11 protein-coding genes are annotated in these 14,101 nt (G+C 59.1%); 7 read left to right on the forward strand and 4 right to left on the reverse strand.

Features of this window, described 5'->3' with window-relative positions; genetic code table 11:
• Positions 1 to 289 precede the first annotated feature (289 nt).
• Together FOY96_RS05320 and FOY96_RS05325 are read left to right on the forward strand one after the other, a co-directional pair.
• Positions 290 to 1,834 (forward strand): peptide MFS transporter, encoded by a 1,545-nt coding sequence (locus FOY96_RS05320; RefSeq protein WP_029741661.1) that lies wholly within the window; start codon positions 290 to 292, stop codon positions 1,832 to 1,834.
• Between the two features lie 55 nt (positions 1,835 to 1,889).
• Positions 1,890 to 2,111 carry a zinc ribbon domain-containing protein gene (locus tag FOY96_RS05325; protein ID WP_033146199.1) on the forward strand — a complete coding sequence of 74 codons (222 nt, stop codon included), beginning with the start codon at positions 1,890 to 1,892 and terminating at the stop codon, positions 2,109 to 2,111.
• On the opposite strand, the gene FOY96_RS05330 is transcribed toward FOY96_RS05325, so the two are convergent.
• The 3 genes from FOY96_RS05330 to xseA are packed head-to-tail and all read right to left on the reverse strand — an operon-like array spanning position 2,108 to position 4,910.
• On the reverse strand, positions 2,108 to 2,458 hold the full coding sequence (locus FOY96_RS05330) for a protealysin inhibitor emfourin (protein ID WP_006811517.1): 351 nt from the start codon (positions 2,456 to 2,458) through the stop codon (positions 2,108 to 2,110). The two genes, FOY96_RS05325 and FOY96_RS05330, sit on opposite strands and share 4 nt — an antisense overlap.
• Positions 2,459 to 3,478, reverse strand: a complete 1,020-nt coding sequence (locus tag FOY96_RS05335) for a M4 family metallopeptidase (protein WP_143346607.1) — start codon at positions 3,476 to 3,478, stop codon at positions 2,459 to 2,461.
• Between the two features lie 58 nt (positions 3,479 to 3,536).
• Complete coding sequence (gene xseA, locus FOY96_RS05340) at positions 3,537 to 4,910, reverse strand: exodeoxyribonuclease VII large subunit (protein WP_143346608.1); 1,374 nt, start codon at positions 4,908 to 4,910, stop codon at positions 3,537 to 3,539.
• Between the two features lie 158 nt (positions 4,911 to 5,068).
• Between xseA and guaB the strand changes: the two genes are divergently transcribed.
• A complete protein-coding gene (gene guaB, locus FOY96_RS05345) occupies positions 5,069 to 6,535 on the forward strand; it encodes an IMP dehydrogenase (RefSeq protein WP_023333022.1) in 1,467 nt (488 codons plus the stop codon).
• 67 nt (positions 6,536 to 6,602) lie between these two features.
• Entirely contained in the window at positions 6,603 to 8,180 is a 1,578-nt protein-coding gene (gene guaA, locus FOY96_RS05350; protein ID WP_033146195.1) for a glutamine-hydrolyzing GMP synthase, read from the forward strand.
• A gap of 57 nt (positions 8,181 to 8,237) precedes the next feature.
• Here guaA and FOY96_RS05355 read toward each other — a convergent pair whose 3' ends face one another.
• Positions 8,238 to 9,068: a MurR/RpiR family transcriptional regulator gene (locus FOY96_RS05355; protein ID WP_008502123.1), complete on the reverse strand. Its 831-nt coding sequence runs from the start codon at positions 9,066 to 9,068 to the stop codon at positions 8,238 to 8,240.
• Positions 9,069 to 9,360: 292 nt separating this feature from the next.
• Between FOY96_RS05355 and FOY96_RS05360 the strand changes: the two genes are divergently transcribed.
• The 3 genes from FOY96_RS05360 (at position 9,361) to iolG (ending at position 14,091) form a co-directional block, all read left to right on the forward strand.
• Positions 9,361 to 10,866: a CoA-acylating methylmalonate-semialdehyde dehydrogenase gene (locus FOY96_RS05360; RefSeq protein WP_143346609.1), complete on the forward strand. Its 1,506-nt coding sequence runs from the start codon at positions 9,361 to 9,363 to the stop codon at positions 10,864 to 10,866.
• Positions 10,867 to 10,877: 11 nt separating this feature from the next.
• Entirely contained in the window at positions 10,878 to 12,803 is a 1,926-nt protein-coding gene (gene iolD / locus FOY96_RS05365; protein WP_143346610.1) for a 3D-(3,5/4)-trihydroxycyclohexane-1,2-dione acylhydrolase (decyclizing), read from the forward strand.
• A gap of 301 nt (positions 12,804 to 13,104) precedes the next feature.
• The gene (gene iolG, locus FOY96_RS05370) at positions 13,105 to 14,091 is read left to right on the forward strand and encodes an inositol 2-dehydrogenase (protein ID WP_038417345.1); all 987 of its coding nucleotides are present in this window, start codon (positions 13,105 to 13,107) and stop codon (positions 14,089 to 14,091) included.
• Positions 14,092 to 14,101: the final 10 nt, after the last annotated feature.

The following is a 14,101-nucleotide window of genomic DNA, read 5'->3' on the forward strand; positions in this document are numbered from 1 at the left end:
TCACGAAAGCCCGCGTTTATCGCGGGCTTTTTTTTGTCCAATCATACCCGCCGGTTTTCTCTGTGTGAAGTCAATCACTATTCACTTTTAACCAAGTTTAAATCTAAGAAAGTAGACAATCGTCGAATTTTCATCTTAAAGTCCAGGGTCTGGTACTAGACAAAACTAGCGCCTGGTTATCAAATGGTTAACTAACTTTTCGCCGCATGTAAAAAATCGGCCAGATACGTAACTGGCCGGCGTACCTGCTGGTGTTTACAAGCACGACGACATACCTTTCGGGAGAATTATGCAATCCACTGTTAATCAAAAAGAGAGCCGAACGTTCTTCGGCCATCCGTATCCGCTCGGTTCCCTGTTCTTCACCGAGATGTGGGAGCGCTTCTCGTTTTACGGCATTCGTCCGTTACTGATCCTGTTTATGGCCGCCACCGTCTATGACGGCGGGATGGGCCTGGCGCGTGAAAACGCCTCGGCGATTGTCGGCATCTTTGCCGGTACCATGTACCTGGCCGCGCTGCCGGGTGGGTGGCTGGCCGATAACTGGCTCGGTCAGCAGAGAGCCGTCTGGTACGGTTCGATCCTGATTGCGCTCGGCCACCTGTCGATCGCGCTCTCTGCGGTGATGGGGAACAACCTGTTCTTTATCGGCCTGATGTTCATCGTGCTTGGCTCAGGGCTGTTCAAAACCTGTATCTCGGTGATGGTCGGCACCCTGTATAAAAAAGGCGACGCGCGTCGTGACGGCGGTTTCTCGCTGTTTTATATGGGCATCAACATGGGCTCGTTCATCGCGCCGCTGATTTCCGGCTGGCTGATCAAAACCCACGGCTGGCACTGGGGCTTTGGTATAGGCGGCATCGGGATGCTGGTGGCGCTGATTATCTTCCGCGTGTTTGCCGTTCCGGCGATGAAACGCTATGACGGCGAAGTCGGCCTCGACTCTACCTGGAACAGCCCGGTGGTGAAGCGTAACGGCGTGGGCGTTTGGCTGCTGGCACTGGCGGCAGGCGTGGCAACGATCGTGACGCTGATTGCGCAGGGCGTGATTGTGATTAACCCGGTCGCGGTAGCCAGCGTGCTGGTCTACGTGATTGCGGCGTCCGTAGCCCTCTACTTTATTTATCTGTTTGTCTTTGCGGGGCTGAACCGTAAAGAGCGCGCCAGGCTGTTGGTCTGCTTTATTCTGCTGATTTCCGCGGCGTTCTTCTGGTCCGCGTTTGAGCAGAAGCCAACCTCATTCAACCTGTTTGCCAACGACTACACTAACCGCATGATTGGCGATTTTGAAATCCCTGCGGTGTGGTTCCAGTCAATCAACGCCCTGTTCATCATCCTGCTGGCACCGGTGTTTAGCTGGGCATGGCCGAAGCTCGCGAGCAAAAACATTCGCCCGAGCAGCATCACCAAGTTTGTTATTGGTATTCTGTGCGCGGCGGCAGGCTTTGGCCTGATGATGCTGGCGGCACAGAACGTGCTGAGCAGCGGTGGAGCGGGCGTGTCGCCGTTCTGGCTGGTGGGCAGCATCCTGATGCTGACGCTCGGCGAACTGTGCCTGAGTCCGATTGGCCTGGCGACCATGACGCTGCTTGCGCCGGAAAGAATGCGCGGCCAGATGATGGGGCTGTGGTTCTGCGCCAGCGCGCTGGGTAACCTGGCGGCGGGCCTGATTGGCGGTCACGTGAAGGCCGATCAGCTGGATATGCTGCCGGATCTCTTTGCTCGCTGCTCCATCGCGCTGCTGATTTGTGCCGCGGTACTGATCGTCCTTATTGTTCCGGTGCGCCGCATGCTGGAAAATGCGCAGACTAAACCGGCTGCTAACGCCTCATAAAGCTCGGTCTTGCCGGGGCGGCGTTATGCCCCGGTAAAACCCAACAGGAGAGAATATGTCGATTACCTGCCCGGAATGCCAGGCACCGCTGGAGCCCCAGAACGGCGTAGCGCACTGCGACAGCTGTAATAAAGATATTGCGCTTGTAGCCCGCTGCCCGGAGTGCCATCAGCCACTCCAGGTATTAAAAGCCTGCGGTGCGGTGGACTATTTCTGCCAGAACGGCCACGGTCTTATCTCTAAAAAACGCGTGGAGTTTGTTCGGGCCGAAGGTTAATCGCAGACGCAGCCTTCGCCTTTCTGCCACAGCTCGACCAGCGACTCGGGCGCTTCCTGCTCGGGCACCAGCACGATGATATCGGCATAGTGCGCCTGATTTTGTCCGGTCCAGATAATCTGGATGCGGAAATATCGCTGGTCGCCGCTGCCGGGTGAAGAGGCTTGCCCCGGCGGCTGACCGCGTGGAAAAGCCTGCTCCAGGATGCTCACCAGACGCTGGCGCTGGGCCTCATTGAGCGAGGAGAGCGCGATGGTGCGCTGTCCGCTCAGCTTGGGAATAAAAGCGACGCCGCCTTCCCGGGCCAGCTCAACCACGGCGTCATCCGTCAGTTCCGGAACCTGCATTTACAACACTCCCACCTGTTCCCAGGCTTGTTTAATGGCCGCACCAGAGTCGGCGCCGGAGCGTTTCTCTCCGTGCGCGATCGTCAGCTTTGCGAAGGCCTCAAAATCCGCATCCTGCGCCAGTTTGCGATCGCAAACCGTGTCGTACCAGGCATAACCCGCTTTTTCCCAGGCGTAGCCGCCGATCGCCGTCGCGGCCAGATAAAATGCCCGGTTGGGGATGCCGGAGTTCAGGTGCACGCCGCCGTTATCCTCGCGCGTTTTAATGAAATCTTTCATGTGCGCAGGCTGCGGGTCTTTGCCGAGCAGGGGATCGTCATAGGCGGTGCCGGGTTCAGACATTGAGCGCAGCCCTTTGCCGTTGATCCCTTTCGCCAGCAACCCTTCACCAATGAGCCAGTCTGCTTTATCGGCGGTTTGCTTCAGATGGTACTGTTTGACCAGCGAGCCAAACACGTCCGACAGAGACTCGTTCAGCGCGCCCGACTGTTCAAAATAGATAAGCCCGGCTTCGGTCTCGGTCACGCCGTGGCTCAACTCGTGCGCTACCACGTCGATGGCGATGGTAAAGCGGTTAAATATTTCCCCGTCGCCGTCGCCAAATACCATCTGCTGACCGTTCCAGAAGGCGTTCTGATATTCCCGGCCATAGTGAACGGTGCCGGTCAAAATAAGCCCTTTATTATCGAGCGAATCGCGCTGATATTCTTTCCAGAAGAAATCATGGGTAATACCTAAATAATCGTAGGCTTCATCCACCGCCACATCGCCGTTCGATGGCTGGCCTTCGTAACGCACCTGGGTACCCGGCAGCTCCTGGGTTTGCTTCGCGTCGTAAATATCGCGTTCCAGCTGCCCGGCTTTATTCACGTGTGGCGCGGCGGGTTTGCCGGGCATGTGGGCCATCAGCGTCTGGACGTGGGTTAAGGTCTGACGGGCACAGCGCTGCTGCGGCTCGGAACCGCTTTCGATAATACGACGAAGAATATAAGGGGGAATAACGCTATGAAGATGGGGCATGCTGCTCTCCTTATTAAAAAAGGGAATAGCAGCAGTATAGTAAGTAACCGGCGAGGAATTATCCGGTTTTACGCTGACGCGTCTTTTTCACCGGTTTAATTGATTTCACTTCGCTTTCTACCCAGCCGTCTGAAAGACGCGTCGTCAGCACATCGCCGGTATTCACCTGTTTGGTCTGCTTCAGCACTTTGCCGTCCGTCGCCGTTGTCACGCTATAGCCGCGCGCCAGCGTGGAGAGGGGGCTGACCGCTTCAAGATGGGTCACCGCATTGCCAAAACGTTCGCGGGTGGTGCTCAGGCGCGCCCGGACAGTTTCCGCCAGACGATACTCCAGCTGCTGGATCCGCGTTTGCGCGCGATAAATTTTCGGCTGCTGGTTCTGCTGATTCAGGCGCTGGGTTACGCGCTGCTGGCGCGATACCGCGCGCTTGAGCTGCGCGTCCACCGCAAAGCTCATGCGCTGACGCAGGCGCTCCAGCACGGCCTGCTGACGCGCCAGACGCAGCTGCGGGTGCTGCTGCTGAAGACGATGATGAAGCTGGGTAAAGCGGCGGGTACGGTTGGCAAGGAAGTAGTCCATCGCCATCTCAAGACGCTGCTGGCCGTTCTGAATCTGACGCAGCAGCTCCAGCTGGTTCCGGCTGACCACTTCCGCCGCCGCGGACGGCGTAGGCGCGCGCAGGTCCGCGACAAAATCGGCTATCGTTACGTCAGTTTCGTGGCCGACGGCGCTCACCACGGGGATAAGGCTTGCAAAGATTGCCCGCGCCACGCGCTCGTCGTTAAAGCTCCACAAGTCTTCCAGCGAGCCGCCGCCGCGCCCGACGATTAATACGTCGCACTCCTGACGGGCGTTCGCCAGCTCAATGGCGCGAACTATCTGGCCCGGAGCATCGTCACCCTGAACGGCGGTCGGGTAGATGATGACGGGCAGGGAAGGATCGCGACGCTTCAGCACGTGCAAAATATCGTGCAGTGCCGCACCGGTTTTCGAGGTGATGACCCCAACGCAGTGGGCGGGGGAGGGCAGCGGTTTTTTGTACTGCTGGTCGAACAGCCCCTCGGCAGAGAGCCGGGCTTTTAGCTGTTCATACTTCTGCTGCAGCAGGCCTTCACCTGCAGGCTGCATGCTCTCGACGATGATTTGATAATCGCCGCGCGGCTCATACAGGGTGATATTGGCGCGAACCAGAACCTGCTGGCCGTGCTGAGGACGAAACGTCACGCGACGGTTGCTGTTGCGGAACATCGCGCAGCGCACCTGGGCGGTGTCGTCTTTTAAGGTAAAGTACCAGTGACCGGAGGACGGCTGCGTGAAGTTAGAGATCTCACCGCTGATCCAGACCTGCCCCATTTCCTGCTCAAGCAGCAAACGCACCGTCTGATTCAGGCGGCTGACGGTATAAATTGAGGGGGATTGAGAGGATAACATGTGAGCGGGATCAAATTCTAAATCAGCAAGTTATTCAGTCGATAGTAACCTGCTGAGAGGCAATCGCAAGCTTTTTTATAAAAAAGTGTAGATGCAATCGGTTACGCTCTGTATAATGCCACGGCAATATTTAACCACCCAGGTCAGAGATATTGCCCATGCTACGTATCGCTAAAGAAGCACTGACGTTTGACGACGTCCTCCTCGTTCCCGCTCACTCCACTGTTCTGCCGAATACTGCCGATCTCAGCACGCAGTTGACGAAAACCATTCGCCTGAACATTCCTATGCTCTCTGCGGCAATGGACACCGTGACTGAAGCGCGCCTGGCTATCGCCCTGGCACAGGAAGGTGGCATTGGCTTTATTCACAAAAACATGTCTATCGAACGTCAGGCGGAAGAAGTTCGCCGCGTGAAGAAACATGAATCCGGCATCGTGTCTGACCCACAGACCGTTCTGCCAACCACCACGCTGCACGAAGTGAAAGCCCTGACCGAACGTAACGGCTTCGCCGGTTACCCGGTTGTGACCGAAGAGAACGAACTGGTTGGCATTATCACCGGTCGTGACGTGCGTTTCGTGACTGACCTGAACCAGCCTGTCAGCGTGTACATGACGCCAAAAGAGCGTCTGGTCACCGTTCGCGAAGGTGAAACCCGCGACGTGGTGCTGGCAAAAATGCACGAAAAACGCGTTGAAAAAGCGCTGGTTGTTGACAGCAGCTTCCACCTGCGCGGCATGATCACCGTTAAAGATTTCCAGAAAGCAGAACGTAAGCCTAACGCCTGTAAAGACGAGCATGGCCGTCTGCGCGTTGGCGCTGCGGTTGGCGCAGGTGCCGGTAACGAAGAGCGCGTTGACGCGCTGGTTGCTGCGGGCGTTGACGTCCTGCTGATTGACTCCTCTCACGGCCACTCCGAAGGCGTTCTGCAACGTATTCGCGACACCCGTGCCAAATACCCTGATCTGCAGATCATCGGCGGTAACGTGGCCACTGGCGCAGGCGCTCGCGCGCTGGCTGACGCTGGCTGCAGCGCGGTGAAAGTGGGTATCGGCCCTGGCTCTATCTGTACCACACGTATCGTGACCGGCGTGGGCGTTCCGCAGATCACCGCCGTGTCTGACGCGGTTGAAGCGCTGGAAGGCACAGGTATTCCGGTTATCGCTGACGGCGGTATCCGCTTCTCAGGCGACATCGCCAAAGCGATCGCCGCGGGCGCAGCTGCCGTAATGGTAGGCTCCATGCTGGCCGGTACCGAAGAATCCCCGGGCGAAATCGAACTCTACCAGGGCCGTTCTTACAAATCTTACCGCGGTATGGGCTCCCTGGGCGCGATGTCCAAAGGCTCCTCTGACCGTTACTTCCAGACCGATAACGCCGCTGACAAACTGGTACCGGAAGGTATCGAAGGTCGCGTTGCCTATAAAGGCCGTCTGAAAGAGATCATTCACCAGCAGATGGGCGGCCTGCGCTCCTGTATGGGTCTGACCGGCTGTGGTACCATTGACCTGCTGCGTACTAAAGCGGAATTCGTACGCATCAGCGGTGCGGGTATCCAGGAGAGCCACGTTCACGACGTGACGATCACCAAAGAGTCCCCGAACTACCGTCTGGGCTCCTGATAAGTTTCCGCGCCCGGCTTCTGCCGGGCGCTCTGTTTTTGTTTCACTTGCCTCGGAATTAGCGTCAATGACGGAAAACATTCATAAACATCGCATTCTCATCCTGGACTTCGGTTCTCAGTACACTCAGCTGGTGGCGCGTCGCGTACGTGAACTGGGCGTTTACTGTGAGCTGTGGGCGTGGGATGTCACGGAAGCACAGATTCGCGAATTCAATCCAAGCGGCATCATCCTGTCCGGCGGCCCGGAAAGTACCACCGAAGAGAACAGCCCGCGCGCGCCGCAGTACGTGTTCGAAGCTGGCGTGCCGGTATTCGGCGTTTGCTACGGCATGCAGACCATGGCAATGCAGCTGGGCGGCCACGTAGAAGGCTCTAACGAGCGCGAGTTTGGCTACGCACAGGTAGAAGTCGTCACCGACAGCGCGCTGGTGCGCGGTATCGAAGACTCCCTGACCGCAGACGGCAAACCGCTGCTGGACGTGTGGATGAGCCACGGCGACAAAGTCACCGCCATCCCGTCTGACTTCGTGACCGTTGCCAGCACCGAAAGCTGCCCGTTTGCCATCATGGCGAACGAAGAAAAACGCTTCTACGGCGTGCAGTTCCACCCGGAAGTGACCCACACCCGTCAGGGTATGCGCATGCTGGAGCGCTTCGTGCGTGACATCTGCCAGTGCGAAGCCCTGTGGACCCCAGCTAAAATCATCGACGACGCCGTTGAGCGTATCCGCCAGCAGGTTGGCGATGACAAAGTGATCCTCGGCCTCTCCGGCGGCGTGGACTCCTCCGTGACCGCGATGCTGCTGCACCGCGCCATCGGCAAAAACCTGACCTGCGTCTTCGTGGACAACGGTCTGCTGCGTCTGAACGAAGCCCAGCAGGTTATGGACATGTTCGGCGACCACTTCGGTCTGAACATCATTCACGTGGAAGGCGAGCAGCGCTTCCTGGACGCGCTGAAAGGCGAGAACGATCCGGAAGCGAAACGTAAAATCATCGGCCGCGTGTTCGTGGAAGTGTTCGACGAAGAAGCGCTGAAGCTGGAAGACGTGAAGTGGCTGGCGCAGGGCACTATCTACCCTGACGTGATCGAGTCTGCGGCCTCCGCAACCGGTAAAGCACACGTCATCAAATCTCACCACAACGTGGGCGGCCTGCCGAAAGAGATGAAGATGGGCCTGGTTGAACCGCTGCGCGAGCTGTTCAAAGACGAAGTGCGTAAGATTGGTCTGGAACTGGGTCTGCCGTACGACATGCTCTACCGTCACCCGTTCCCGGGTCCGGGTCTGGGCGTGCGCGTGCTGGGCGAAGTGAAGAAAGAGTACTGCGACCTGCTGCGTCGCGCGGACGCGATCTTCATCGAAGAGCTGCACAAAGCTGACCTGTACAACAAGGTAAGCCAGGCGTTCACCGTGTTCCTGCCGGTTCGCTCCGTCGGTGTGATGGGCGATGGCCGTAAGTACGACTGGGTTGTTTCCCTGCGTGCGGTGGAAACCATCGACTTCATGACCGCGCACTGGGCGCACCTGCCGTATGACTTCTTAGGGCGCGTGTCTAACCGCATCATCAACGAAGTGAACGGTATTTCCCGCGTGGTGTATGACATCAGCGGTAAGCCACCGGCTACGATTGAGTGGGAATAATTTCCCGCTGAATTAACAACCAAACCCTCTGCCTGTGCAGGGGGTTTTTTTATTGCCTTACTTCCCCTCTCCCAACCTATACGCCAGCGCCACCACCAGCGACTGCACCAGGCACAGCGTTGCCGACTGAGACCGGAACGCATCAACCTGCGCCTCTTTCACCACAAAGCAGAGATCGCTGAACGTCGCCAGCGGGCTGATCTGGCTGTCCGTAATCACGATCTGCCGCGCGCCGACGCTGGCGGCGGTTTCGCTGACCATCACCGTCTCTTCCGCGTACGGCGAGAAGCTGATCGACACCACGATGTCGCGCGCCTTAATGCGGCTGATCTGCTCGCGCAGCATGCCGCCCATGCCGTCGAGCAGGATAGGGCGGCACTCCAGATGGCTCAGGGCGTAGGTGAGGTAGGCCGCGACGCTAAAGGAGCGGCGCAGTCCGGCGATGTAGATGGTGTCGGCGTCGGCCAGCAGCTGTACCGCGCGCTCCAGCATTTCCGGCTCGGCGCGGGCGGCCAGCTGCTGGAGCGCCTGCGCGTTCGAGCGGGCAAACTCCTGCAGGATATCGAGCGGCGTTTCCGGCACGGCCTCGCTCTCCATTTCGCGAAACAGCCGGGCGCGGTCGCTGTAGCTGGCGGTCTCCTCCACCAGGTTCATGCGAAACAGTTGTTTCATTTCGTTGAAGCCGGTGAAGTCAAAGGCGTTGGCAAAGCGGATCAGCGTCGAGGGCGGCACGTCGGCGCGCTCGGCAATGACGGCAACCGTATCAAAGGCCACGCTGTTGGTGTTATCCAGCACGTAGCGGGAGACCTGCTGCAGCCTCTTGCTCAGGCTATCGTAGCGATCGCGGATTTGCTGCTGCAGTTCGTTCAGGCTGGTTGCTGTCGTCATCTTATCCCCCAAATACAGTCTTATGATTCTAAACGCAAAACCGCGTCTTTTAAATGTCGGCCATCCATCTGGCAGCAAAAATGAAACAGAAACTTCAGTCATTTCCTCGCCCGAAATCCCTTAATAGCGCACGCTGCGTCAGTGTTGTTAGCTGTTAACATAAAAATCCATCCTTGATCACAATAATCATCATTTATTTTATTTCAACTTAAAATGGAATATTTGTTTCATATATAGTGTTCAGTACACAGTGTTCAGGTAACAGTCACGTATCAACAGCGAGAGGTTAAGGATGGAGACGGTAGCGAATTTTATTCACGGCGAATGTGTCACCGGTTCAGGCCAGCGCGTTCAGGCGATCTTCAACCCGGCCACCGGCGAGCAGATCCGCCAGGTGGTGATGAGTACGGCGCAGGAAACGGAGCAGGCGATTGCCGCCGCGCAGCAGGCGTTTCCGGCGTGGGCGCGCCATGCTCCGCTTAAGCGCGCGCGCGTGATGTTCCGCTTCAAGGCGCTGCTGGAAGAGAATATGGAGCGACTGGCCCGCATCATCAGCGAAGAGCACGGCAAGGTCTTCTCCGACGCGGTGGGCGAACTGACCCGCGGCCTGGAAGTAGTAGAATTTGCCTGCGGCATCCCACATCTGCAAAAGGGTGAACACTCTGCGAACGTCGGTACCGGCGTCGACAGCCACTCGCTGATGCAGCCGCTCGGCGTCTGCGCCGGGATCACCCCGTTTAACTTCCCGGCGATGGTGCCGATGTGGATGTTCCCGATTGCGCTGGCGACTGGCAACACCTTCGTGCTGAAGCCGTCGGAAAAAGATCCTTCTCTGGCGCTCGCGCTGGCGCAGCTGCTGAAAGAGGCCGGCCTGCCGGAGGGCGTGTTCAACGTGGTGCAGGGCGATAAGGAGTCCGTTGACGTGCTCCTGACCGACCCACGCGTGCAGGCGGTGAGCTTTGTCGGCTCCACGCCAATTGCGGAATACATTTACCAGACCGCGTCCGCCCACGGAAAGCGCTGCCAGGCGCTGGGCGGCGCGAAAAACCACTGCATTCTCATGCCGGATGCCGACATGGAGATGGCGACTAACGCCATCATGGGCGCGGCCTACGGCGCGGCGGGCGAACGCTGCATGGCGCTCTCGGTGGTGCTGGCGGTGGGGGATAAAACCGCCGATGACCTCTGCGCCCGGCTGGAGAAACAGATTGCCGCGCTGCGCGTCGGGCCGGGCCTGGACCAGTCGCCGGAAAACGAAATGGGGCCGCTCATCTCCTCCGTACACCGCAGCAAGGTGCTGGGCTACATCGACAGCGGCGAGTCGCAGGGAGCGAAACTTCGCGTGGACGGTCGCGGCTTCAGCGTGAAGGGGCACGAGCAGGGCTACTTCGTCGGGCCGACGCTGTTCGATAACGTCACCCCGGAGATGACCATCTATAAAGAAGAGATTTTTGGCCCGGTGCTTTCTGTGGTGCGCGTAGCAGATTACGCCAGCGCGGTGGATCTGATTAACCGCCATGAATATGGTAATGGTTCAGCGATCTTCACCCGCGACGGCGGCTGCGCGCGCCGCTTCTGCGAAGAGGTGCAGGCGGGCATGGTGGGCGTCAACGTGCAGATCCCGGTGCCGATGGCATTCCACAGCTTCGGCGGCTGGAAGCGTTCCATCTTTGGCGCGCTCAACGTTCACGGCAGCGACGGCGTGCGCTTCTACACCCGAATGAAAACCATCACCGCGCGCTGGCCGGAAATGCAGCAGGAGACAGGCGCTGCGTTCTCTATGCCAACGCTGGGCTGACAGGAGGTTTTATGCAAACCGAACGTATGACCATGGCCCAGGCGCTGGTCCGGTTCCTTAATCAACAGTACGTCAGCGTGGACGGTGACGAAACGCCCTTCGTGGAGGGCGTCGCCACCATATTTGGTCACGGCAACGTGCTCGGTATCGGCCAGGCGCTGGAGCAGGACCCGGGCCATCTGCAGGTGATGCAGGGCTGCAACGAGCAGGGTATCGCCCATATGGCGACGGGATTCGCCAAACAGCACCGCCGTCAGTGCATTTTTGCCGTCACCTCCTCCGTCGGGCCGGGCGCCGCCAATATGGTCACGGCGGCGGCCACCGCCACGGCGAACCGCATCCCGCTCCTGCTGCTGCCGGGCGATATCTATGCCAGCCGCCAGCCGGACCCGGTGCTGCAGCAGATCGAGCAGTATCACGATCTCAGCATCAGCACCAACGACTGCTTCCGTCCGGTCTCCCGCTACTGGGACCGCATCAACCGCCCCGAGCAGCTGATGAGCGCGATGCTAAGCGCGATGCGAACGCTTACTGACCCCGCCAATACCGGCGCGGTGACCATCTGCCTGCCGCAGGACGTGCAGGGAGAGGCCTGGGACTACCCGCTGAGCTTCTTCGCGCGTCGCGTGCATCACATCGAACGCCGTCCGCCCGATCCGCAGCGTCTGGCGCAGGCGCGGGCGCTGATCGCCCGCAAGCGTCGTCCGCTGGTGGTGTGCGGCGGCGGCGTGCGCTATTCCGGCGCGCATGAGGCGTTTCGCGAATTTGTCGAAACGCTGCGGCTGCCGTTTGCCGAAACCCAGGCCGGAAAGGGAGCGCTGGTAAGTGACCACCCACTTAACCTGGGCGGCATAGGGGTGACGGGCGGAATGGCCGCCAACCAGCTCGCGCCGCAGGCCGATTTAGTGATTGGCGTCGGCACGCGCCTTACCGATTTTACCACCGGCTCCAAGGCGCTCTTTTCCCACCCGGACGTTGAGTTTCTGCTGCTGAACGTGGCCGAGTTTGACGCCCTGAAGCTGGACGCGACCGCGCTGATTGCCGATGCCCAAACCGGGCTCCAGGCCTTGACCCACGCGCTCGGGGATTACCGCAGCGGCTGGGGAGAGGCGATCGCTCAGGCGAAGTCCGCCTGGCGCGACGAGTGCCGCCGCCTGTGGGATCGCCAGTGGTGTCCTGACGACGCGCCCGAAGTGGCGGGGCACCTGGATGCGCAGCTGGCGGAATACGGCGAGGCGCTTAACACCCGCCTGACCCAGACGCGGGTGCTGGGGCTGATCAACCAGCATGTTGAAGATAACGCCATCGTGGTGGGCGCGGCCGGTTCGCTGCCGGGGGATTTACAGCGCCTCTGGCAGGTCAAAACGCCGGACAGCTATCACCTGGAGTACGGCTACTCCTGCATGGGCTACGAGATTGCGGCGGCCATCGGCGCGAAGCTCGCCAGACCCGAGCAGCCGGTGTACGCCATGGTGGGGGATGGCTCCTACATGATGCTGCACTCCGAGCTGCAAACCGCCGTTCAGGAGGGCATTAAGGTCACCGTTCTGCTGTTTGATAACGCCAGCTTCGGCTGCATTAATAACCTGCAGATGGGGCACGGCATGGGCAGCTTTGGCACCGAAAACCGCCACCGCAACCCGGAAACCGGGCGGCTTGACGGGCCGCTGGTGAAGGTCGACTTTGCGCAAAACGCGGAAAGCTACGGCTGCCGCGCGTGGCGGGTGAACGATGAGCAAAGCCTGCTGGCGGCGCTGGAGGCGTCGCGGGCGCATCCCGGCCCGACGCTGCTGGACATCAAGGTGCTGCCGAAGACCATGACCCACGATTACGCCTCCTGGTGGCGAACCGGTGACGCGCAGGTGGCTGAATCTTCTGCCGTGCGTGAGGCCGCTGAGCAAACGCAGGCGCAGGTGAAAAAAGCCCGTCAGTATTAAGTTTTCCTGCCGTAACGAAATTTTCATTTCATTTTCCCCTCACCCTAACCCTCTCCCCAAAGGGGAGAGGGGATAGTTTGGTGCGCGCTTTTCTCCCTCGCCCCATTGGGGAGAGGGCCGGGGTGAGGGGAGTTGCCGCACGCTCACTCATGTTGTGAGATTGATAACAAAATTTATCTCATTCATCTCAAAAGTGTTAACCCGCACTCAAAAACATAATTTTCACTATTTATAAAAATGAAATAAATGTTTTATTTATAGAGTCGTTAGTTCACAGCATTCACCAACACCGGGAGCCGTTATGTTTAACATTGCTTTACTGGGCGCTGGCCGAATCGGCCAGGTACATGCAGCTAACATCGCCAGCCACGGCGCGACCACGCTCTGGTCCGTGGTTGACCCGAATCAGGAATTTGCCACCCGTCTCGCCGCGCAGTATCAGGCCCGCCAGCAGAGCCTGAACGAGGCGATGACCGACCCTAACGTTCACGCCGTGCTGATCGCCTCCGCCACCGATACCCACGCGGATCTGATTGAAATGGCCGCCCGCCACGGCAAGGCCATCTTCTGCGAAAAGCCGGTACACCTTGACCTCGCCCGCGTGCGCGACTGCCTGAAGGTGGTCAAAGAGTACGACGTGCCGCTGTTCATTGGCTTTAACCGCCGCTTTGACCCACAGTTTCGCCGCGTGAAAACCGACGCGCAGGCCGGGCGCATAGGCAAACCGGAATCGCTGCTCATCATCTCCCGCGATCCGTCTCCGCCGCCTGCGGAGTACGTGCGCGTCTCCGGCGGCATGTTCCGCGATATGACCATTCACGACTTTGACATGGCGCGCTTCATCATGGGCGAAGAGCCGGTGTCGGTGTATGCCCAGGGCAGCAACCTGGTGGATCCGGCGATTGGCGAGGCGGGGGATATCGATACCGCGTTTATCGTTCTGAAATATGCCTCCGGCGCGATGGCGACCATCGTCAACAGCCGCCGTTCATCTTACGGCTACGACCAGCGCCTGGAGCTGCACGGCTCCGAAGGGCTGCTGTGCGCGGGCAACATTCTGGAAAACCAGGTGCAGCACTACGGCAAACAGGGCTGCACCAGCGCGCTGCCGGAACACTTCTTCCTGCAGCGCTACAAATCCGCTTACGCCGCGGAATGGGAACACTTTGTTGCGGTCCTGCGCGGCGAAGCGGTGCCTGACTGCAGCGGCGATGATGGTGAACGTGCGCTGTACCTTGCGGATAAAGCGCTGGAATCACTGCGCAGCCAGCGCGAGATCGTCCTCTAAACACAACAAC

This window comes from Enterobacter asburiae (assembly GCF_007035645.1).
GTDB classification, from domain to species: domain Bacteria; phylum Pseudomonadota; class Gammaproteobacteria; order Enterobacterales; family Enterobacteriaceae; genus Enterobacter; species Enterobacter asburiae_B.